Source organism: Reyranella sp. (assembly GCF_044224635.1).
Taxonomy (GTDB): Bacteria; Pseudomonadota; Alphaproteobacteria; order Reyranellales; family Reyranellaceae; genus Reyranella.
In genome coordinates this window covers 1-19,554 of the sequence record NZ_JBGAKA010000074.1, presented here as the reverse complement: position 1 = coordinate 19,554, position 19,554 = coordinate 1, and the positions used below count along the sequence as shown (strand labels likewise).

Annotated in this window: 21 protein-coding genes; 12 read left to right on the top strand and 9 right to left on the bottom strand. The window is 66.3% G+C overall.

Annotation, left to right across the window (positions count from 1 at the left end; all coding sequences use genetic code 11):
* The first annotated feature begins 52 nt into the window (after positions 1-52).
* Both ACILR9_RS36070 and ACILR9_RS36065 read left to right on the top strand, forming a co-directional pair.
* Positions 53-1,207: a sensor histidine kinase gene (locus ACILR9_RS36070; RefSeq protein ID WP_395714834.1), complete on the top strand. Its 1,155-nt coding sequence runs from the start codon at positions 53-55 to the stop codon at positions 1,205-1,207.
* On the top strand, positions 1,192-1,920 hold the full coding sequence (locus ACILR9_RS36065; protein WP_395714833.1) for a LytR/AlgR family response regulator transcription factor: 729 nt from the start codon (positions 1,192-1,194) through the stop codon (positions 1,918-1,920). Before ACILR9_RS36070 ends, ACILR9_RS36065 begins: the two co-directional genes overlap by 16 nt.
* A 413-nt stretch (positions 1,921-2,333) precedes the next feature.
* Here the strand turns inward: ACILR9_RS36065 and ACILR9_RS36060 are convergent, their stop codons facing one another.
* A complete protein-coding gene (locus tag ACILR9_RS36060) occupies positions 2,334-3,293 on the bottom strand; it encodes a D-2-hydroxyacid dehydrogenase (RefSeq protein WP_395714832.1) in 960 nt (319 codons plus the stop codon).
* A gap of 188 nt (positions 3,294-3,481) precedes the next feature.
* Between ACILR9_RS36060 and ACILR9_RS36055 the strand changes: the two genes are divergently transcribed.
* Entirely contained in the window at positions 3,482-5,071 is a 1,590-nt protein-coding gene (locus ACILR9_RS36055; RefSeq protein ID WP_395714831.1) for an ABC transporter substrate-binding protein, read from the top strand.
* A 25-nt stretch (positions 5,072-5,096) separates the two neighbouring features.
* Here ACILR9_RS36055 and ACILR9_RS36050 read toward each other — a convergent pair whose 3' ends face one another.
* From ACILR9_RS36050 to ACILR9_RS36025, 6 genes are all read right to left on the bottom strand, one after another.
* Positions 5,097-5,546 (bottom strand): cupin domain-containing protein, encoded by a 450-nt coding sequence (locus tag ACILR9_RS36050; protein WP_395714830.1) that lies wholly within the window; start codon positions 5,544-5,546, stop codon positions 5,097-5,099.
* A gap of 137 nt (positions 5,547-5,683) precedes the next feature.
* Positions 5,684-6,739, bottom strand: coding sequence for a Rieske 2Fe-2S domain-containing protein (locus ACILR9_RS36045; RefSeq protein WP_395714829.1), 1,056 nt, complete (start codon positions 6,737-6,739; stop codon positions 5,684-5,686).
* A gap of 19 nt (positions 6,740-6,758) precedes the next feature.
* Positions 6,759-6,947 (bottom strand): hypothetical protein, encoded by a 189-nt coding sequence (locus ACILR9_RS36040; RefSeq protein ID WP_395714828.1) that lies wholly within the window; start codon positions 6,945-6,947, stop codon positions 6,759-6,761.
* A 1-nt stretch (position 6,948) separates the two neighbouring features.
* Positions 6,949-7,842 (bottom strand): ABC transporter permease, encoded by an 894-nt coding sequence (locus ACILR9_RS36035; protein WP_395714827.1) that lies wholly within the window; start codon positions 7,840-7,842, stop codon positions 6,949-6,951.
* Positions 7,839-8,660: an ABC transporter ATP-binding protein gene (locus ACILR9_RS36030; RefSeq protein WP_395714826.1), complete on the bottom strand. Its 822-nt coding sequence runs from the start codon at positions 8,658-8,660 to the stop codon at positions 7,839-7,841. The genes ACILR9_RS36035 and ACILR9_RS36030 overlap by 4 nt, the downstream gene beginning before the upstream one ends.
* Positions 8,657-8,827 carry a hypothetical protein gene (locus tag ACILR9_RS36025; protein ID WP_395714825.1) on the bottom strand — a complete coding sequence of 57 codons (171 nt, stop codon included), beginning with the start codon at positions 8,825-8,827 and terminating at the stop codon, positions 8,657-8,659. The genes ACILR9_RS36030 and ACILR9_RS36025 overlap by 4 nt, the downstream gene beginning before the upstream one ends.
* A gap of 445 nt (positions 8,828-9,272) precedes the next feature.
* On the opposite strand from ACILR9_RS36025, the gene ACILR9_RS36020 reads away from it, so the two are divergent.
* Positions 9,273-10,295, top strand: coding sequence for a metallophosphoesterase family protein (locus ACILR9_RS36020; RefSeq protein WP_395714824.1), 1,023 nt, complete (start codon positions 9,273-9,275; stop codon positions 10,293-10,295).
* Positions 10,296-10,378: 83 nt separating this feature from the next.
* On the opposite strand, the gene ACILR9_RS36015 is transcribed toward ACILR9_RS36020, so the two are convergent.
* Both ACILR9_RS36015 and ACILR9_RS36010 read right to left on the bottom strand, forming a co-directional pair.
* A complete protein-coding gene (locus ACILR9_RS36015) occupies positions 10,379-11,350 on the bottom strand; it encodes an ABC transporter ATP-binding protein (protein ID WP_395714823.1) in 972 nt (323 codons plus the stop codon).
* The gene (locus tag ACILR9_RS36010) at positions 11,347-12,315 is read right to left on the bottom strand and encodes an ABC transporter ATP-binding protein (RefSeq protein WP_395714822.1); all 969 of its coding nucleotides are present in this window, start codon (positions 12,313-12,315) and stop codon (positions 11,347-11,349) included. Before ACILR9_RS36010 ends, ACILR9_RS36015 begins: the two co-directional genes overlap by 4 nt.
* Before the next feature lie 94 nt (positions 12,316-12,409).
* On the opposite strand from ACILR9_RS36010, the gene ACILR9_RS36005 reads away from it, so the two are divergent.
* From ACILR9_RS36005 to ACILR9_RS35970, 8 genes are all read left to right on the top strand, one after another.
* Positions 12,410-13,138: a DUF1028 domain-containing protein gene (locus ACILR9_RS36005; protein WP_395714821.1), complete on the top strand. Its 729-nt coding sequence runs from the start codon at positions 12,410-12,412 to the stop codon at positions 13,136-13,138.
* Positions 13,135-13,815: a DUF1028 domain-containing protein gene (locus tag ACILR9_RS36000; protein WP_395714820.1), complete on the top strand. Its 681-nt coding sequence runs from the start codon at positions 13,135-13,137 to the stop codon at positions 13,813-13,815. The genes ACILR9_RS36005 and ACILR9_RS36000 overlap by 4 nt, the downstream gene beginning before the upstream one ends.
* A 105-nt stretch (positions 13,816-13,920) precedes the next feature.
* Complete coding sequence (locus ACILR9_RS35995; protein ID WP_395714819.1) at positions 13,921-15,423, top strand: ABC transporter substrate-binding protein; 1,503 nt, start codon at positions 13,921-13,923, stop codon at positions 15,421-15,423.
* Between the two features lie 12 nt (positions 15,424-15,435).
* Positions 15,436-16,350, top strand: coding sequence for an ABC transporter permease (locus ACILR9_RS35990; protein ID WP_395714818.1), 915 nt, complete (start codon positions 15,436-15,438; stop codon positions 16,348-16,350).
* A gap of 5 nt (positions 16,351-16,355) precedes the next feature.
* Complete coding sequence (locus tag ACILR9_RS35985; protein WP_395714817.1) at positions 16,356-17,198, top strand: ABC transporter permease; 843 nt, start codon at positions 16,356-16,358, stop codon at positions 17,196-17,198.
* A gap of 4 nt (positions 17,199-17,202) precedes the next feature.
* On the top strand, positions 17,203-17,994 hold the full coding sequence (locus tag ACILR9_RS35980; protein WP_395714816.1) for a GntR family transcriptional regulator: 792 nt from the start codon (positions 17,203-17,205) through the stop codon (positions 17,992-17,994).
* On the top strand, positions 17,991-18,704 hold the full coding sequence (locus ACILR9_RS35975; RefSeq protein WP_395714815.1) for a DUF1028 domain-containing protein: 714 nt from the start codon (positions 17,991-17,993) through the stop codon (positions 18,702-18,704). The genes ACILR9_RS35980 and ACILR9_RS35975 overlap by 4 nt, the downstream gene beginning before the upstream one ends.
* Positions 18,701-19,408 (top strand): DUF1028 domain-containing protein, encoded by a 708-nt coding sequence (locus tag ACILR9_RS35970; RefSeq protein WP_395714814.1) that lies wholly within the window; start codon positions 18,701-18,703, stop codon positions 19,406-19,408. Before ACILR9_RS35975 ends, ACILR9_RS35970 begins: the two co-directional genes overlap by 4 nt.
* Positions 19,409-19,554 lie beyond the last annotated feature (146 nt).

Here is a 19,554-nt window from a genome sequence, read left to right as displayed (position 1 = left end):
TCGATGAAATCGACATGACCCTGAGGGTACAGTCACATATGCGCGAAACGGCATGCGTTCGCGATTGCATTCGCCGCCCGAGCGGCCGATGGAGCGTTCGACCGTGTCGGTGAACGCGATCGTCAAGAGGGCTGGATCGATCGGCGAGTATTGGAACGGCTTGCGCCTGTTCTGGCGGGCCCAGATCCTGGGTTGGGGATTTTTTGCTGTCCTCGATCTGGTCTACCAGCAGCTCATCTATCACGACTTTGGGATCGCCGCGTCGCGAGCGCTGCCGACCGTTCTGTCGCTGGTCGTCGTCTCGACGGTCCTCCATTCGGTCTACGCGTCGCGCCGTTTCGAGGGTGGACTCACCCGGCGCACGGTGACCTGGATCCTGGCGTGGTCGATCCTCGCGGCGCTGCCGCTCGCGATCCTCGTCTTCGTCGCCGACGACGTGTTGGATTGGTCGGCACCGGGTCGCGATCCGGTCGACGACTTCGCCTTTCCGCTGATCCACTACTCGATCGTGCTGTGCGGCTGGAGCCTGTGCTATTTCTGGCTGCGCGCCGAGGCGGCCAAGCAGGCCGCGCATCGCCACGCCATTCGGGCGGAGGCGCAAGCACTGCGCGCCAGGCTCGAGGAGCTGCGCCTGCAGCTCGATCCGCACTTCCTGTTCAACGCGCTGAACGGCGTGGCCGAGGAAATCCCCGAGCATCCCAAGGCGGCGCTGGCGATGCTGCGCGATCTCACCGCCTACCTTCGACATTCGCTCGACGGCATCCACCAGACCGTGGTGACGGTGGAGGCTGAAGTGGCCGGCCTGTCGGCCTATCTCGGGGTCCAGCGCGCGCGCTTCGGCGACCGCCTGCGGACAACCCTGCATGTCGACCCCGAGGCAGCGCCGCGCCGCATCGCGAGCTTCCTGCTGCAGCCGCTGGTCGAGAACGCCGTGCAGCACGGCAATCGCGATCATGGACTCGATGTCGGCATCGACATTCGCGCTGCCGGCGATCGGCTCTACGTCACGATCGACAACACCGGCTCACTCGACGAGCATGCCGCGCCGCGCCGGCACCGCTCCGGAATCGGGCTGGAGAACGTGCGACGTCGCCTGGCCTTGCATTATCCTTCTCGTCACCAGTTCGTCCTGCAGCAGGCCGAGACCGGTGAACGCAGGGTGATTGCGACCATGATTCTGGAAGGTGAACCGTGCTCCGCACCTTGATCGTCGATGACGAGCGTCTGGCGCGCCAGGCGATGCGGCGCCTGCTGGCTGCCCATCCCTCGGTCGAGATCGTCGGCGAGGCTGAGACGCTCGACGAGGCGATTGCCGCGATCGAGCGGACCGACCCGCAGCTCGTCTTTCTCGATATCGAGCTCGGCAGCCGGGGCGACGGCTTCGATCTCCTGGCCAGGCTGGCCCGGCCGCCGCTGATCGTGTTCGTCACTGCCTATGCCGAGTACGCGGTCGACGCCTTCGCCGTCAGCGCCGTCGATTATCTCCTGAAGCCGGTCGAGCCCGAGCGTCTCGCCGAGACCTTGGCGCGTGTCGAGCAGCATATGATCCGCGTGCTCGCGTCATCCGGGCAGACCGTCCAGGGCATGATCGCGCTCAGGACGCCGAAGCAGATCGTGCTCGCCGCACCCTCCGAGATCGCCGCCCTGCGCGCCGACGGCGATTTCACCCATGTCTACGTCGCCGACCAGCCGGCGGTGATGATCCTGCGCACGCTAGGCCATTTCGAGAGCCTGCTGCCGTCGCCGCCGTTCCTGCGGCTCGGCCGCTCGCTGATCATCAATCGCGACCGCCTGCGCAAGATCGAAGCGCCCTCCCGCGCCGGCGCGCGCATCGTCCTGCAGGGCATCACCGGGCCCCTCGAGCTCGGCCGCGCCGCCACCGCCCGCCTGCGCGAGCTGGTCTCGCCGGACGAGATTTAAGGCACCCCTCCCCCGTAGTCGGGGGAGGTGGCGCCGTCTTACGGCGACGGAGGGGGAGGGCCACATTCAAGGTTGGTAGTATTCCGACGTCGGAATTAGAAAGTTCTCGATTGGGGCTTTCCCCCTCCGCCCCCTTGCAGGGGCACCTTAGGCGTCAAGCTAAGGACAATCCTTACCCTGAGGATCGGCCCGAAGGGTCGCGTCTGGAATAGGGCGAAGTAACCTTCGCCCCTTGTCGGCAACAGAGAGGGTGCCGCGACACCGCAACTTCAACGACGACCGGTGCGGCCGATCCTTCGAGACGGCCGCTGCGCGGCCTCCTCAAGGATGAGGACTATGGTGAGCTTTCCACCTTGACTTAACGCCTATGGGCACCTCCCCCGTAAGACGGGGGAGGAGAAAGAGTGCGTTCTTCAATACCCCGCTGTCCGATCCACGACTTCCTTGAGCGGTACGCCGTCGAGGAAGCGGCGCAGGTTGTCGACGAACAGGCGGGCGACGAACTTGTCGCGCTGCGGGTGCGGGCCGCCGATGTGCGGCAGCACGATGATGCCGTCGGTCTTCCAGAACGGATGGTCGGCCGGCAACGGTTCCTGACGGAACACGTCGAGGAGGGCGCCGGCGATCTGCTGCGAGGTCACGGCGGCGATCAGGTCGTCGTCCTTGACGAGATGGCCGCGACCGAAGTTGAGCAGCCAGGCCGTCGGCTTCATGCGGGCGAGCCGCTTGGCGTCGATCAGGTTCTCCGTGTCGGTCGTGGCCGGCAGCAACAGCAGCACGAAGTCGGATTGCGCCAGCACGTCGTTGGTGCGGTCGGCCGGCAGGACCTCGGCGACGTGAGGCATCGGTGCCGGCCGGCGTTTGGTGCCGATGACGCGCATGCCGAGGGCGGCGGCGATCCGGGCGACCTCCTGGCCGATTGCGCCGAGCCCCAGAATGCCGAGCGTCTTGCCGGTCAGCGGCTGGGCGACGGTATGGACCCACTTCCCTCGCTTCTGGTTCTCGACCGCCACCGCGTACGGCTTGGCGACGTGGAACAGCGCGCCGACGATGTTCTCGGGCATCGATTCGGTGTGCGTGCCGCGCGCGCAGGTGAGGGCGAGGTCGGACGGCAGGTCGGGCAGGGCGAGCCAGCCCTCGACGCCGGCGCTCATCGCTTGCGCCCAACGCAGCTTCGGCATGGTCGGCAGTAGGCCGGGCGGAACCGCCCCCGCCATCAGCGCTTCAGTCCGCGCGAGCTGCTGCGCCGACGGCTTCTCCTTGCGCGACAGCGTGTCGACAGCGACGCGGTCGGCGAGGCCGGCTGCAGCTATGGCGTCGAGATAGGGGGCAGCCTGGTCAGTCCACAAGAGGATATGGGCGCGATTGGTCACGGAAACGGCTCCTGATGTGGAGAAAGCGCCAGACTAGCCGAGCCCGGCGGCTCGGGCCAAGGCGGGTGATGGGCACTGTCTTCCAGGTTAGGATGCACTCGGCGTGCGTCCAAGGAGGAGTTCGGAAAGAAACAGGTGTGCAGCCGCGGAGCCGCGACAGCGGGCACCGCGGCCGGGAGGAAACGAAAATGAAGAGCCTAACCTCATGGTATGCGTTGCTGAGCGTTGTCACGGCTTTGAGCGTGCCGGCGGCCCCTGGTTGGGCTCAGAAATACGGCGGCGTGCTGCGCATTCAGCACATCGATACGCCGCCCAGCGCCTCGATCCACGAGGAGGCGACCGTCTCGGTCGCCGTGCCCTTCATGGCCATCTACAACAATCTCGTCCTGTTCGATCAGAACGTGGCCCGCAACAGCCTCGACTCGGTCGTGCCCGACTTGGCGACGAGCTGGACCTGGAGCGACGACGGCACCAAGCTCACCTTCAAGTTGCGCGAAGGCGTCACGTGGCACGACGGCAAGCCGTTCACGTCGCAGGACGTGCGCTGCACCTTCGACCTCCTGCTCGGCAAGGAAAACCTTCGACGTAATCCGCGCTCGGCCTGGTACGGCAATGTCGAGAAGGCGACGTCGGAAGGCGATTTCGACGTGACGTTGCACCTGAAGCAAAGACAGCCCGCCCTGCTGGCGCTCCTGGCGTCGGGCTATTCGCCGATTTATCCCTGTCATGTCTCGGGAGCCGACATGCGGCGCCGGCCGATCGGCACCGGCCCCTTCAAGTTCGTCGAGCTCAAGATGAACGAGGGCGTCAAGCTCGTGAGGAACGCCAACTACTGGAAGAAGGGGCGGCCCTATCTCGATGCCATCGAGTACACGATCATCCCCGACCGTTCGACGCGCATGCTGTCCTTCGCCAGCGGCAAGTACGACATGACGTTTCCGTCCGACGTGACGGTGCCGCTGCTCAAGAACCTCAAGCGCGACGCCCCGCACGTCCAGTGCACCATGCGCGCGACCGGAGTCAGCACCAATCTGATCGTCAACCGCGAGACGCCGCCGTTCGACGATCCGCGCATCCGTCGCGCCATGGCGCTGACGCTCGACCGGCAGGCCTTCATCGACATCCTGTCCGAAGGCGAAGCGCAGATGGGTGGCGCCATATTGCCGCCGCCCAACGGCGTGTGGGGTCTGCCGCCGGATATGCTGGAAGGCATCGTGGGCTACGGTGATGTCGCCAAGAGCCGCGAGGAGGCGCGCGCGCTGATGCGGCAGGCAGGCTACGGCCCCGACAAGCGGCTGAAGATCAAGGTCAGCACGCGCAACCTCGCCACCTACCGCGATCCGGCGACGATCCTGATCGATCATCTGAAGCACATCTACATCGACGGCGAGCTCGAGGTGATCGACACCTCGATCTACTACAACCGCGTCTTCAAGAAGGACTACGTCGTCGCGTTGAATCTCACCGGCAGCGCCGTCGACGATCCCGACGTCGCCTTCTTCGAGGGTTACGCCTGCGGCTCGTTGCGCAACTACAACAACTACTGCAGCCCCGAGATGACGAAGCTGTTCGAGGAGCAGTCGCGCGAGGTCGACCAGAAGAAGCGCCTGAAGATGGTGTGGGAAGTCGATCGCAAGCTGCAGGAGGATATCGCCCGCCCGATCATCGCCCACAATCGCGCCGCCGGGTGCTGGCAGCCCTACGTCAAGGGCGTCACGCTGCACGTCAACAGCATCTACAATGGGACGCGCTTCGAGGACGTATGGCTCGATCGGTAGTGTGCCTTCGGCTCACCTCCCCCGATTACGGGGGAGCAAGCCGACCAGGCCCACCCGCATCCAATATCGCCGCCTCATCGGCGGCGTCGAGCGCCATCGGCGCGCCAGCGCGTATCAGCTCGGCGAAGCCTTCGTTGGGCACCATGACGGTGAGGCAGTAGAGGCGCTCCGGCCCTGTATTCTCGACGACGTGCTCCATGCCGGGCGGCAGGATCAGGGTGTCGCCCTTGGCGATGTCGTAGCTCTTGCCGTCGCAATAGGCGCGGCCGCGCCCTTCGAGCACGTAGAACATCTCGTGGGCATACTGATGCGTGTTGGGCGGCGTCTTGCCGCCGACGTCGAAAATCTCGATCACCGAGACGAAGGGCAGGCGGTCGGCCACGGGGTCGACCGTCATCACGAACTTGTTGGTGTCCTGGGGCGAGATGCGCGAGACGCGGCAATCGCGAGCGCGGCGAAGCAACGGTTGATCCATGGGGCACTCGGCGGTTCGATCGATTGGCGGGAAGGTCCGTGTCACAGGCATGCCGGCTCGTTCCTCGACCGTCTCGAGCCAGCGTGTCGAGCCTGCAGCGAGCAACAATCGGGCCGATTCCTTCAGTCGCCGACGGCCTATGAAGAAGATTTCTGCTCTTGCGTCGCCCGGCCCGCGTCGTGACGCGTGTGCTCGCTCTCGCCGTGTGCCGCCAGAAGCTCGATCAGCATGCGACGCATCAAGAGGCCCGGCTGGTCGGACGGCATGTGGCGTTCGACGCCCGAGTTCATGTCGAGCGGCACGTCGAAGTCGGTGCTTTCGAGCACCGCGCGATCCTCCTCGGTCACGCGGCGGTCGAAGGCGATGATGTCGCGGGCGGGCGCGTCCGCCTCGCTGTCGCTGCGGAAGCAGAACTGCACCACCTGGCAGCGATCGTCGGCGATCGGCGTCGCCGCCGTGACGATGATGTGGTCGAGGCCGCTGGGATAGCGGATGTGCAGGCGGCGCAGGAACGGCATGTACCAGCGCGCCGTGATGTGCCGGATGGTGACAGCGCTGTCGTCGCGCAGGTTCTTCTTCTGCAGCTCGTTGTTGTAGACCGGCACGTCGGAGCGGGCGACGAAGCCGTAGGGCAGGCGCTCGATCGCGGGTTGCGGCGGGTCGGGGTTGTCGATGTCGCCGAACGTGTCGCGATGGACGAAATGGATGTGGGCGTTGTCGAAGCTGTTCTCCATCAGCCGCAGCCCGGCGCAGCGCCACGTCTCGTAGAACTGGTCGATGCGGCGGTAGCTGGCATCGTCCTCCTCGGGCCAATCCGGAATTGGCGCCAGCGGCTCGCCGAGCGCCACCCAGACATGGCCATAGCGCACCGTGCAGGGAAAGCTCGGCACGACACGGCCCTTCAGCCCGTTCGATTCCGGCCGTTGCGGCACGCGCACGCAGGTGCCGGAACCGTCGTATGACCAGCCATGATAGGGGCAGACGATGGCGTTGCCGTCGACCCAGCCCAGGCTGAGCGCGGCCGAGCGATGCGGACAGCGGTCGGCCAGCGCGACGACGTCGCCGTCGGCAGCTTTCCACACCACGATCTTCTCGCCGAGCAGGGTGAAGGGCTGCGGACCGGCCTCGACCTTCCCGACCGGCATCACCGGATACCAGAAGCGGCGCAGGGTCTTCTGTCGGGTCACGAGCATCGTGTCGTACTCCCGGCCGTCATTCGCTCCGACCCGATCCGAGCGGTCCCGGCGGGTCGTTCTGCCGCTCGAAGGCGCGCTGCGCCCGTGCAGCGGCCGCCATAGGGCAATCCTCCGGGATGTCGGGATGCGGAGTGGCCATCGCGTGGGCATCGGCCAGCCCGTCGTGCGGCGTGTCGGCCACAACGGCGAAGCCGGTACGATTCATGTCAGTTCTCCCGCCGGATGGCGCTCTCGTGCCAGCGTCGCAGCAGCAGGTGGGAGATCAGGCTCAGCACGAGGAAAATTGCGATGCCGCTCATCGACACCAGGACGAGGGCGGCGAACATGCGCGGAATCTTGAGCTGGTAGCCGGCCTCGAGGATGCGGAAGGCGAGGCCGGAGGCCGTGCCGCCCGAGCCGGCGACGAACTCGGCGACGACCGCGCCGATCAGAGCCAAACCGCCCGAGATGCGCAGGCCGCCCAGGAAGTAGGGCAGCGCTGCCGGCAGGCGGAGGTAGATCAGCGTCTGCCAGCGGCTGGCGCCGTAGAGCTGGAACAGGTTGACCAGATTGTGGTCGGCCGAGTTCAGTCCGAGGATGGTGTTGGACAGGATCGGGAAGAACGCCACGATCCAGGCGCAGATGAGCAGCGACAACAGCGTGTCGTCGACCCAGATGATGATCAGCGGCGCGATCGCCACGATCGGCGTCACCTGCAGGATGATGGCGTAGGGGTAGAGCGACAGCTCGAGCCACTTCGACTGGGTGAACAGGATCGACAGCAGCCCGCCCACCACCACGGCGGCGAGCAGCGCCAGGCCGGTGATCTGCAGCGTGATCCACAGCGACCCCGACAGCGTGCCCCAGTCGACGATCAGGGTCTGGAAGATGAGCAGCGGGCCGGGCAGGATGTAGCGCGGGATGCCGGCCTGGCGGACGACGAATTCCCATAGCCCGAGCACGATCACGCCGATCACGATCGGTGCCAGAACCTTCTGCCAACCTTCGACCGTGATCCCGAGCCAGCGCTTCTCGACGACGGCGATCGGGCGTGCCGCCTCGTCGGTGCCGTCGGCAGCGGGCGCACGCGCAGGCGAGGGCCGGGCAGTCGTGTCGCTCATGCGGTGATCGCCTCGGCGAGGCGCGCGGACACGATCTTGCAGGCTTCGGCATACTCGACCGACGTCCGGAAGGCTGTGTCGCGGGGAAATGGCGCGTCGATCGCCACGTCGGCCAGGATCCGGCCTGGCCGTGCCGCCATCACCACGATGCGTTGCGACAGGTAGACGGACTCGAAGACGGAGTGGGTGACGAACAGCACGGTGAAGGCCGCCTTGGACCACAAGGCGAGAAGGTCGTCGTTCAGCTTGTGCCGCGTGATCTCGTCCAGCGCCGCGAACGGCTCGTCGAGCAGCAGGATGCGCGGCTCGGTCACCAGCGCGCGCGCGATCGACACGCGCATCTTCATGCCGCCCGAGAGCTCGCGCGGATAGGCGCGCAGGAAGGCGTCGAGACCGACGGCCTGCAACGCGGCCGCCGCGCGGTCCGCCGCCTCGCGCGATGCCATCTTCTCCAGCCGCAGCGGCAGCATGACGTTCTGCAACGCCGTCGCCCATGGCATCAGGGTCGGCTCCTGGAAGACGAAGCCGACATCGCGCACCGGCTGGCCGCGCCGGTCGCGCTTGGCGGCCGGCCAGTCGATCCGACCGACGCTCGGCTCGCCGAGGCCGGCGATCATGCGCAACACCGTCGACTTGCCGCAGCCCGACGGCCCGAGCAGGCTCACGAACTCGCCGCCGAAGAGATCGAGATCGACCCCGGCGACGGCGAGCGTGCCGCTGGAATAGCGCTTGCCGACGCCCCGCAGCTCGACGAGAGGCCGGGCGGCGCCATGCCGCGCGGCATTGGCCGGCGCCGACGGGGATGCTGTCGTCGTCACGCCTTGCCGACGAGCTCGAGGCTGCAGGCATTGGCGGTATCGACGCCGGCCTGCAGCACTCGGCCCTCCATCATCGACCTGCAGTAGTGCGGCCAATGGGCGCCGCCCGGCGCGCCGATGCCGAGAGAATACGTATCGTCGGTTTGGACGATGCCGTTGTCCTTCATGATCTTGATCGCAAGACCCTTCCAATCGTCGGAGGCGTCCGGATTGTCTCTCTCGATGAGCGCAGGGGCGGCCTCCCCCTCGCGCCTGTGCTTGAGGTCTGGGTCGCGACGGTGAATTGGCCCCTGCCTTGGGAACCACTTCAGTGTTCTACTCATCGATAATCAAGCTGCTTCGCGCCCGATCTGGTAATAGTAGATCGCAGTGCAAGCGCCTCAAGTTCCTCCCAAAGTGATAATGATCACATACTTAGTGGCCTGTAATATCGAATTTGTAGCGATGTCAGATTTCATAGTTTTAGCTCTCGATCTGAGTCAGGAAGAATGCCAGATGCCAACTCGTCAAACTCGCCCATTGAAGGCATGCGGAATTGCGGGCCGCGAAGGATACACGTTGTTTCCCGTCTTGGGTTCGAAGTCGCGCGTGCGTATAGCTAGGATAGCCCTATTGAGCAGCCTACGTCACTGTCTGTGGGCATGGTGCCTTGCATGTCTCTACGGCGCCGCAGCGCCGGTTAGAGCGGAAGAGCGACCTATTGGTATCATCCTAGCCGCCGGCGACATCGCCACGTGCTCGACTGATCCTGTAAGAAACGGCACGGCAACGGCCTCGCTCGTGATGCGGGAGATCGAGAAGGCCAGAGCGTCGTATCCTGACGTGGAGGTTCGCGTCATCGCGCTTGGTGATCTGGCCTATGATCGCGGCTCGGCCGGAAGCGTCGCCTGCTTCGACAAGTCGTGGGGGCAATTTAGGGACAGGATATTGCCTGTTCCAGGGAATCACGACTACGAGTTCGACGGGAAGGCAAGCGCGTATTTCAGCTACTTCAATTCGACGTTTGCTGCGTTGAACGCCAATGAGAAAATCGGCACCTATGCGTTGGATTTTCCCTCAACCGGTTCCAGCCGCTGGCGCCTGATCGCGCTTAACAGCAACACGTCGACTGGTGCGCAAAGCCCTCAAGCCCGTTGGCTCGAATCCGAACTTCAGGCGGCTAGGGGAAGGTGCGTCATCGCATTCTCACATGCGTTCTTCTACAGCTCGGGGTTCCATGGTCACAAGGATGCCCAGGACGTCGGGCAGCCGTTGGCGCCACTCGAAGTGATGCGTCCGCTGTTCACGACGCTCTACAACTACCGTACTTCCGTGTTCCTCGCCGGACACGACCATCACTATGAGCAACTCGGTCGTGCTGGTCCAAATGCTAAACCGGACGACTTGGGCTTGTCTGCGGTTGCCGTGGATGGCGTGAGATCCTTCGTCGTCGGAACAGGAGGCAAAGCTCTCTATCAAAAGGATTACAAGAAGAAGTGGGCGTTCACGGAGGCATATGATCTGAGGAGTTTTGGTATCCTAAAAATTGAGCTTCACCCTACCTCCTACAGCTGGGAATTCCTTCCAACGGTGCCCTCCTCGTCAATGGTTATTGTCAAGCAGATGAATTCTGACATTTGCAACCTGGCGAACTGAAATCATGGGCCTGGCGCATATCATGGCGGTGGCCATCATGGCTGTTGACTGCGTAAGCTTGTATCACCTGGGAGGAAGGCCGACTACACCCGCGTCTCCGCCAGATGGCAGGCGACGTCGCGACCCTCGATCGTGCGCAACGCCGGGCGTTCGACGCGGCAGCGGTCGGTGGCCAAGGGGCAGCGCGGGTGGAAGGCGCAGCCGCTCGGCGGATCGAGCGCGCTCGGGATCTCGCCTTGCACGACGGCGCGCTTGCGCGGGGCGCCGGGCCGCGTCGCCGGCACGGCGGCGAGCAGGGCCTCGGTGTAGGGATGTAGCGGCCGGCGGTAGATCGTCCTTGTGTCGCCGGTCTCGACGATGCGGCCGAGATACATCACCGCCACCCGGTCGGAGATGTGCCGAACGATCCTGAGGTCGTGCGAGACGAAGACGTAGGCGAGGCCGCGTTGGCGCTGCAGGTCGCGCAGCAGGTTCACGACCTGGCCCTGCACCGAGACGTCGAGCGCCGACACCGGCTCGTCGCACACCACCAGCGCCGGATCGAGCGCCAGCGCGCGGGCGATGCCGATGCGCTGGCGCTGCCCGCCGGAGAATTGATGGGCATAGCGGCTGCCGTGCTCGGGGCCGAGCCCGACCATGGCGAGCAGTTCGGGCGCGCGCGCCTGGCATTCCTTGCGCGACGTGCCGGCGAGGCGGAGCGGCTCGGTGACGATCTCGTCGACGCGCATGCGCGGATTGAGCGAGCCGTACGGGTCCTGGAAGATCATCTGGAAGCGCCGGCGCAGCGCCTGGAGGGCGGGACCTTTGGCGGCCATCAGATCGTCGCCGTCGAAGTGGACAGACCCAGCGGTCGGGTCGAGCAGGCGGATGAGCAGGCGGCCCAAGGTCGACTTGCCGCAGCCGCTTTCGCCCACCAGGCCCAGCACCTCGCCGCGCGCCACGGTGAGGTCGACACCGTCGACAGCGCGCACGGAGCCCACCTGGGAGATGCCGAGCGGGCCGCCCAGCACGGGGAAATGCTTGGTCAGGCCCTCGGCCCGCAGCAGCGCGCTCATGCCGACAGGCCGATGGGTCGGAGGCAGGCGGCGTCGTGCCGCGTGCCGATGCTGGCAAGTGGCGGCTCGGCAGCGCGACAGGCAGCCGCCGCGCGCGGGCAGCGCGGCTCGAAGCGGCAACCCGAGGGCAGGGACCCGGGCGCGGGGACGGCGCCCTCGATCACGGCCAGACGCTCGTCCTCGTCTTCGCCCGGCACGCAGCGTAGCAGGGCTGCTGTATAGGGATGGGCGGCGGCATCGAACAACGTCGCGGTGTCGGAGCGCTCGACCACGCGGCCCGCGTACATCACCACGACGCGGTGCGCGTGGGCAGCGACGACGCCGAGATCGTGGGTGATGAACAGGATGCCCATGCCGAACTCGGCCTGCAGATCGGCCAGCAGATCCATGATCTGCGCCTGGATGGTGACATCGAGCGCCGTCGTCGGCTCGTCGGCGATCAAGAGCGCCGGCCGGCAGGCGAGCGCCGCGGCGATCATCACGCGCTGGCGCATGCCGCCCGACAGGCGGTGCGGATAGTCGTCGTAGCGCCGTGCCGCCGAGGGGATGCCGACGCGATCGAGCAGGGCAATCGCCTGGCGGCGCGCGTCGCCGCGCGACAGGCGGCGATGCAGGCGCAACGGCTCGGCGACGTGGCTGCCGACCGAGAGCATCGGATTGAGCGACGACATCGGCTCTTGAAAGATCATGGCGATGCGATCGCCGCGGAGGGCCGACAGGGCGCGGTCATCGAGCCTGGTGAGGTCGCGGCCGTCGTAGCGGATAGCGCCGCGCGTCACCCGGCCCGGATCCTGCAAGAGGCCCATGATGGCGAGTGCGGTGACGCTCTTGCCGCTGCCGCTTTCGCCGACCAGCGCCACGGTCTCGCGGGCGTCGATCGAGAAGGTCGCCCCGTCGACGACCGTGACCTCCCGGCCGGGTGGGCCGAAGGCGACGGCGACATCATCAAGTTCGATGAGAGGCATGCAATCTTCTCAATTGTCCGGATGACCATACATTCGGACATTAATATCGGCAATTGATGCCGTCAGGAGTTCGTGCGCAGAGGGAGGGCGAGCAATGTTGGGGCCATTCGGCGAGGAATTTTCCACCTTCGCTATCTCGGCACGCTGTCCGGACACCGGAAAGTACGGCGTCGCCATCTCGACCCGTCCGATCGGCGTCGGCTCGCGCTGCCCGTTCGTGAAGCCGGGGCTGGGCGTCGTCGTCACCATGGCGGTGACCGATCCGCGCCTCGGGCCGCTCGGCCTGCGCCTGCTCGGGCTGGGCTATTCGGCGAGCCGCGTGCTCGATGAGATCGCCGCCAGCGACCCGCACATTGAATACCGTCAGATCTCGGTGATCGACCGTGACGGCAATGCCGTGGCGCGCACCGGCGGCGACAACAAGGATTGGTCGGGCCATTTCTGCGAGCCCAACATGGTGGCGATGGGCAACGGCCTGATCTCCGAGCGCACGGCCTCGGCGATGGCCGAAACCTTCCGAAAGACGAAGGGCGACGATCTCGAGGCGCGGCTGATGTCGGCCCTCGAGGCCGGCCGCGACGCCGGCGGCCAGCATGGTGGCCAGCATTCGTCTGCGCTGGTCGTCTATCGCAATCAGGAATACCCGCTGGTCGATTTGCGCGTCGACGAGCACGACGAGCCGATCGCCGAGCTGCGCCGCGTCTTCGATCTCTATCGCCCGCAGATCGAATATTACGAGACGCGGCCGTGGCAGCCGGACGCGCTGGGCATCGTCGAGGATTGGGTCGCCGCGCGTGCGAAGAGCAAGGGGAGGAAATCGTGACCTTCACTGTCGTCGCCCGCTGCCCCAAGACCCGGATGCTGGGTGTCGCCATGGCGACGCACGCGCCCGCGGTCGGCAACCGCTGCCCGGTCGTGATCCCGCGCATGGCCGCTGCCTCGGTGCAGTCGATCGCCGATCCGCGGCTCACCTTGCTCTGCACCAAGCTGATGGGGCTCGGCTATCACGCCGGCAAGATCATCCACGAGCTCGAAAGCAGCGATCCCAATGCGCCGCTGCGCCAGATCGGCGTCGTCGATGCGTGGGGCAATGCCGCTGCCATGACCGGCTCGGAGAACGGCGCCTATGCCGGGCACATCATTGGCGACGGCTGGCTGGTGATGGGCAACGGTATCGTCGGACCGCAGGTGACCGAAGGCATGGCGGCGTCGATGCGCGCCAGTTCCGATGAGGTGTTCGAGGAGCGCCTCGTGCGTGCTGTCGAAGCCGGCGGCCGTGCCGGCGGTCAGGCCGATGGCCACTTCTCGTCTTCGCTCCTGGTGTTCGGCGACGAGCCCTTCGCCTACATCGACCTGCGCGTCGACGTGCACGAGGAGCCGATCGGCGAGCTGCGCCGCATCTTCGAATGGTTCCGGCCGCTTCTGCCTTACTACAGCGAGCGTCCCTACAATCCGCGCCTGCCACGCGACGATCGCTGGCGCGACCAGCAGAAGCGCTGATGCGTCGGCACATTATTCGCTTCGCGCGTTCATGCTCCTCTCCCCATAGCGGGGGAGAGGAACATGAGCGCGGGGCGATGATCTGATGGTGGTTGGAGGGCTGGCATGAAACGATTCCTGGCGATGATCGGCGCTGCGGCGCTGGCCGTTTGGGCGAGCGTCGGCACGAGCCTCGCGCAGATTCCGAAGGACACGCTCGTGATCGGAGCGGCGGTGTTCTCCGATTCGATCAGCCCGGCGGCGGGCGGCTACCTCACGCTCAGCTTCAGCTATCAGACCTGGGAGCCGCTGGTGGCGCGCGATGGCGACGACAAGCTCGTGCCCGCCCTGGCCGAGCGCTGGGAAGCGGTCTCGCCGACGCAATGGCGTTTTCATCTGCGTCGCGGCGTCAAGTGGCACGACGGCACGCCGTTCACCGCGGCGGACGTCAAGTTCACCATCGACTACGTGATCAACCCGCAGACGGTCTACGCGCGCAAAAGCCGGATCGCCGGTGTTGTCGGCACGGACATCGTCGACGACTACACGGTCGACATCCGCACGGCGACCCCGTCGGCCCTGCTGGTGCGCGGACTGGCCGACATCGCGATCGAGCAGAAGGCCACGACCGAGAAGCTCGGCATCAAGGAGGCGCATCGCAAGCCGATCGGCACGGGGCCGTGGAAATACGTCGAATGGATAGCCGGCGACCGCTACGACCTGACCGCCAATCCCGACTATTGGGGCGGCCCGCCGGCGATGAAGAACCTTCGCATACGCTCGATTCCGGAAGGCGCCACCCGCGTCGCCTCCCTGGTCGCCGGCGAGACGCACATCATCGAGGAGGTGCTGGTCGACCTGCTGCCGTCGATCGAGAAGCGCCGCAACCTCAAGATCGACGCCGTCGAATCCTCTGTCAGCCTGGTGCTGAGCTTCGACACGCGCAAGCCGCCGTTCAACGACGTGCGGGTGCGCCGGGCGATGGATTACGCCATCGACAAGAAGACCATGCTTCAGCAGATGCTGGGTGGCTACGGCTCGGTGCTCGACGGCCAGCTCGTGACCAAGTCGACCTTCGGCTACAACCCGACCATCGAGGCGCGGCCGTTCGATCGCGCCAAGGCCAAGGCACTGCTCGCCGAGGCAGGCTACGCCAAAGGCTTCGACACCAAGATCAACACCATGTCGGGCCGCTACCTGTCGGACGTCGACATCGCCAATGCTGCCGCCGGCATGATGACGGAAGTGGGTGCGCGCACGACGGTGAACGTGCTCGAGGGCGGCGTGTGGGCACAGCTCGACCGCGCCCGCGACCAGGGGCCGATCTACCAGGTCGGCTGGTTCAGCGTCGGCGACGCCGACTTCAACACCGTCTGGTACACCGACGACAGCAAGCGCAACTACTGGAGCAACGCCGAGTACAACCGGCTCTGGGAAGAGGCACGCTCGACGCTCGACGAGGCGGCACGCCTCAAGGCCTACAACCGCATGATGGAGATCATGCACGAGGAGATGCCGTCGGTCTTCCTGTTCGGCCTGCCGCGCATCTCCGGCCGGTCGGCCAATGTCACAGGCTGGAAGCCGTCGCGCGATTCGCTGCTGCGCCTGCACAAGGTGAGCGTGAAGTAGGCCGATCCACCCATGCGCTACTTGCTGCGCCGCCTGCTGCTGGTGCCGGTCCCGTTGATCTTTGTGATCGCCTTCGTGTTCGTCGTGCTGCGGCTCACGGGCGATCCGGTGGCGATCTATCTCGGGCTCGACGCCACGCCGGAGCAGGAGGCGCTGCTGCGTGCCGAGCTCCATCTCGACCGGCCGGTGATCGTGCAGTTCGGCTACTTCCTGCTCGATCTCGTGCAGGGCGATTTCGGCACCAGCATCCAGTTCAAGCGCACGGCGATGGACGTGGTGATGGAGCGGCTGGGGGCCACCTTGCAGCTCCTGGCGCTCGGTCTCTCGCTCGCCATCCTGCTCGGAATCCCGGCAGGCGTCGCCTGCGCCGTCTACAAGGACAAGCTGCCGGACTTCGTGCTCTCGGTGCTGGCAGTCGTCGGCCAGTCGATGCCGAGCTTCTGGCTCGGCATCCTGCTGATCCAGCTCTTCGCGCTCGATCTCGGCTGGCTGCCGACCTCGGGTCGCGGCGGCCTCGATCATCTGGTCCTGCCGACCGTCACGTTGGCCACCTTCCTGATCCCCAACTTCATCCTGGTGACGCGGGTGAGCGTGCTGGAGACGATGCGCGAGCAGTTCGTGGTGACGGCGCGGGCGCGCGGCGCCGGTGCCGCCCGCGCGCTGTGGCGCCACGTCCTGCCCAATGCCATCAATCCGGTGGTGAGCCTGATCGGCCTGCAGCTCGGCCGCCTGATGGGCGGCGCGGTGATCACCGAGACGATCTTCGCCTGGCCGGGGGTCGGTCGCCTGATGGTGAGCGCGATCTTCCAGCGCGACGTGCCGATCGTCATCGCTTCGGTGTTCATCGTCGCCGTCACTATCGTCCTCGCCAATCTTCTGGTCGATCTCGTGCAGGCCGCGATCGATCCGCGCATCCGGCTTCGGTGAGCGCGATGAAATGGTTCGGTTCGCGGCTGAAGATCCAGATCGGTGTCGTGCTGGTGCTCGGCATGTGCCTGATCGCGATCTTCGCCAGCGTGCTGTCGCCGCACGATCCCTACACCCAGAACCTGATGCTGCGCCTGCGCCCGCCGGTATGGGCCGATCGCGGGAGCTGGGCCCATCCGCTCGGCACCGACAATCTCGGCCGCGATCTGCTGTCGCGCCTGATCTACGGCTCGCGCCTGTCGATCGTGGTCGGGCTGATGGCGATGGTGGTGGCACTCTCCGTCGGCACCACGCTCGGCCTGCTCGCCGGTTACGTCGGCGGTCGCACCGAGCAGGCGATCATGCGCTTCGCCGACGCCTATCAGGCGATCCCCGAGATCCTGCTGGCGATCGTGGTCGTCGCCGTGTTCGGCGGCGGAGTCACGGTGCTGGTCCTGGTGCTGGGCTTCGCCGGCTGGGAAACCTACACCCGAGTCGCCTTCAACCTGACGCGCTCGTTGCGCGAGCGGCCGTTCGTCGAGGCGGCAATCGCTTCGGGTGGCGGCGGGCGCTACGTCATGTGGCGTCACATCCTGCCGCAGATGTCACCCGTGCTGACGGTGATCGCCACCTTGCAGGTCGGCCAGCTCATCCTGCAGGAGACGGCGCTGAGCTTCCTCGGCCTCGGCCTGCCGCCGCCGACCGCGACGTGGGGCAACATTCTCGCCGAGGGCCGGGACCGGCTGCTCGTCGCCCCGTGGATCGCCAACTTCGCCGGCTGCGCCATCGTGCTGCTGGTGCTCGGCGTCAACCTTCTCGGCAACGGCCTGCGCGAAACCCTCGATCCGCGCCGGGCAGACAGACGGTGAACAGATGAGACGTGACCCCATCCCCGCCTACTTCCGGATTTACCAAGTCCTGCGCGAACGCATCGCCTCGGGCATCTACAAGGTCGGCACGCAACTGCCGACCGACCACGAGATCATGACCGAGTTCGCCGTCAGCCGGCATACGGCGCGATCGGCCGTCGAGGAGCTGGTCGCCCGCCATTTGGTGACGCGCTTTCCGGGACGCGGCTCGTTCGTGCAGGAGATCGAGCCGGGCAGGGCGACCGACTGGAGCGCCCAGGCGCTCGAGGATCTGCAGATCCGTGCCGCGGAGGCGGACTTCAAGCTCGACAAGATCGATTTGGTCGATACATCCGAGGTGCCGCATGCCGCCGCCGTGCTGCAGCTCCGCCCCGCCGACAAGGTGATGCGCATCGCCTGGAGCCGCGTGCGGACGGAGGGGCCGATCGCCTATTGCGTCGCTCATCTGGCGCAGGAGCTCGCGACCCGCCTGCCGCCGGATCTCGCCGACCGTCTCGCCACCTCGCGCACGATCCCGCTGATCGAGAAGCACTGCGACGTGCGGGCGTTTCGCGTGCAGCAGGTGTCGCTCGCCATCGCGGCCGACGAGACCATGGCTCGGCACCTCGACGTCGCGCCGGGGGCTCCGCTCCTGCTGTTGCAGCGCACCTACTTCGATATCGAAGGCCGGCCGATCTACTATTCCGATCTGTACACCCGCTCCGATCGCTACCAGCAGAAGGTCGAGCTGTTCCGTCACCGCCAGAACGTATCGCTATCGCGCTTTGCGCCGGCCAACGAGGAGGACGCGGCATGACCTTCACCATCGTGGCCCGCTGCCCGCGGTCGGGACAAGTCGGCATCGGCATAGCGACCTACTCGATCTGCGTCGGCCTCTACTGCAACGGCCTGCGCGGCAATGTCGGGGCGACCATGACCCAGGCTTTCGTCAATCAGGGCAACAACACGCTGGCGCTGCGCCTGCTGGCGGAAGGCTTTACGCCGGCCCATGTGCTCGCCGAGCTGGCGGCCAACGACCCCGACTTCGCCTACCGCCAGATCGCCGTGGTCGATCGCGAGGGCCGTGCGGTGGCGCATAGCGGCCCCAAGACGCGCGGCTATGCCGGTCACGCGGTCGGCGAGGGCTACGTCGCCATGGGTAACGTGCTGGCCGGCCACCACGTCGTCGAGGCGATCGCCAAAGGCTACGAGGCCGCTGCAGACGAGTCGTTCGAGCGTCGGCTGCTGCGCGCCATCGAGGCAGGTCGCGACGCCGGCGGCCAGGTCGGCAACGACGGGCATTTGACCGAGCGCTCGGCGGCCGTGCTGGTGCACGGGGCTTACGATCATGCCGAGCTCGACCTGCGCGTCGACCTGCACGACCACGCTGTCGACGAATTGCGCCGCGCCTTCGAGGAGTACGAGCTCTATCGCGGCTACTATCGCGATCGCGGCAAGAATCCGCGCGGTGCCATTCCCCAGGATGCCTTCGTGGCGCAGCTCGCCGACAAGGGAGCGGCACGATGACCTACTCGATCATCGGGCGCTGCGCCCGCACCGGCCGGCTCGGCCTCGGCATCACCACCTTCTCGCTCGCCGTCGGCGGGCGCTGCGAAGGCATCGCCGCAAATGTCGGTGTCGCCAAGACGCAGGCCTTCCCTAACCGCACCAACGATCCGCTGGCGATCAGGCTCCTGGCGCAAGGCCTGTTGCCGGCGCGGGTGATGGAGATGCTGGCAGCCAACGACACCGAGCACGACTACCGCCAGATCGCCATCATGGACCGCGAAGGCCGCATCGCTGCCCACACCGGCTCGGGCACGCGCGGCTGGTCGGGTCACAAGGAAGGCGCCGACTGCGTCGCCTTCGGCAACGGCTTGGTCGGCCCGCAGGTGCTGGATGGCCTGATCGAGGGCTTTCTGGCCAGACCAGGCGAGGCTCTCGAATACCGCTTGATGCAGGCGATTGAGGGTGGGCGCGATGCCGGCGGGCAGGGCAACGCCACCACCCACAAGCCCGAGCGCTCGGCTGCGATAAAGGTCGTCGATCGCCTCGACTATCCCGACATCGACGTCCGTGTCGACGTTCATCCGGTCGCCGTCGCCGAGCTGCGCCGCGTGCTCGAGGAATTCAAGCTCTACGAGGATTTCTACCGCGAGCGCGGCCGCCACCCGAGCCGCGCCATCCCGCAGGACGTCTTCGTCGCTGGTCTGAAGGCAGAGCGGAAATGAGGCCGCGCCATTTTCCTCCCCCGTCCTACGCTCAGGGGCTTGCTCTTGAAGGTGAACGCCACCGCAATGTGGGACTTCGGAGCCTCGTCAATCGCCGCCGAGGCGACCTTAGCGCGCGCCAGGCGGATGCGGTTGATGGCCCCGTT

Coding starts and splice junctions, on each gene's coding strand:
- ACILR9_RS36050 (WP_395714830.1), bottom strand. CDS start 5,546: ATGGATCAACCGTTGCTTCGCCGCGCTCGCGATTGCCGCGTCTCGCGC.
- ACILR9_RS35980 (WP_395714816.1), top strand. CDS start 17,203: ATGAGACGTGACCCCATCCCCGCCTACTTCCGGATTTACCAAGTCCTG.
- ACILR9_RS36055 (WP_395714831.1), top strand. CDS start 3,482: ATGAAGAGCCTAACCTCATGGTATGCGTTGCTGAGCGTTGTCACGGCT.
- ACILR9_RS35985 (WP_395714817.1), top strand. CDS start 16,356: ATGAAATGGTTCGGTTCGCGGCTGAAGATCCAGATCGGTGTCGTGCTG.
- ACILR9_RS36070 (WP_395714834.1), top strand. CDS start 53: ATGCGTTCGCGATTGCATTCGCCGCCCGAGCGGCCGATGGAGCGTTCG.
- ACILR9_RS36035 (WP_395714827.1), bottom strand. CDS start 7,842: ATGAGCGACACGACTGCCCGGCCCTCGCCTGCGCGTGCGCCCGCTGCC.
- ACILR9_RS35970 (WP_395714814.1), top strand. CDS start 18,701: ATGACCTACTCGATCATCGGGCGCTGCGCCCGCACCGGCCGGCTCGGC.
- ACILR9_RS36010 (WP_395714822.1), bottom strand. CDS start 12,315: ATGCCTCTCATCGAACTTGATGATGTCGCCGTCGCCTTCGGCCCACCC.
- ACILR9_RS35995 (WP_395714819.1), top strand. CDS start 13,921: ATGAAACGATTCCTGGCGATGATCGGCGCTGCGGCGCTGGCCGTTTGG.
- ACILR9_RS36025 (WP_395714825.1), bottom strand. CDS start 8,827: ATGAAGGACAACGGCATCGTCCAAACCGACGATACGTATTCTCTCGGC.
- ACILR9_RS36040 (WP_395714828.1), bottom strand. CDS start 6,947: ATGAATCGTACCGGCTTCGCCGTTGTGGCCGACACGCCGCACGACGGG.
- ACILR9_RS36045 (WP_395714829.1), bottom strand. CDS start 6,739: ATGCTCGTGACCCGACAGAAGACCCTGCGCCGCTTCTGGTATCCGGTG.
- ACILR9_RS35990 (WP_395714818.1), top strand. CDS start 15,436: ATGCGCTACTTGCTGCGCCGCCTGCTGCTGGTGCCGGTCCCGTTGATC.
- ACILR9_RS36015 (WP_395714823.1), bottom strand. CDS start 11,350: ATGAGCGCGCTGCTGCGGGCCGAGGGCCTGACCAAGCATTTCCCCGTG.
- ACILR9_RS36005 (WP_395714821.1), top strand. CDS start 12,410: ATGTTGGGGCCATTCGGCGAGGAATTTTCCACCTTCGCTATCTCGGCA.
- ACILR9_RS35975 (WP_395714815.1), top strand. CDS start 17,991: ATGACCTTCACCATCGTGGCCCGCTGCCCGCGGTCGGGACAAGTCGGC.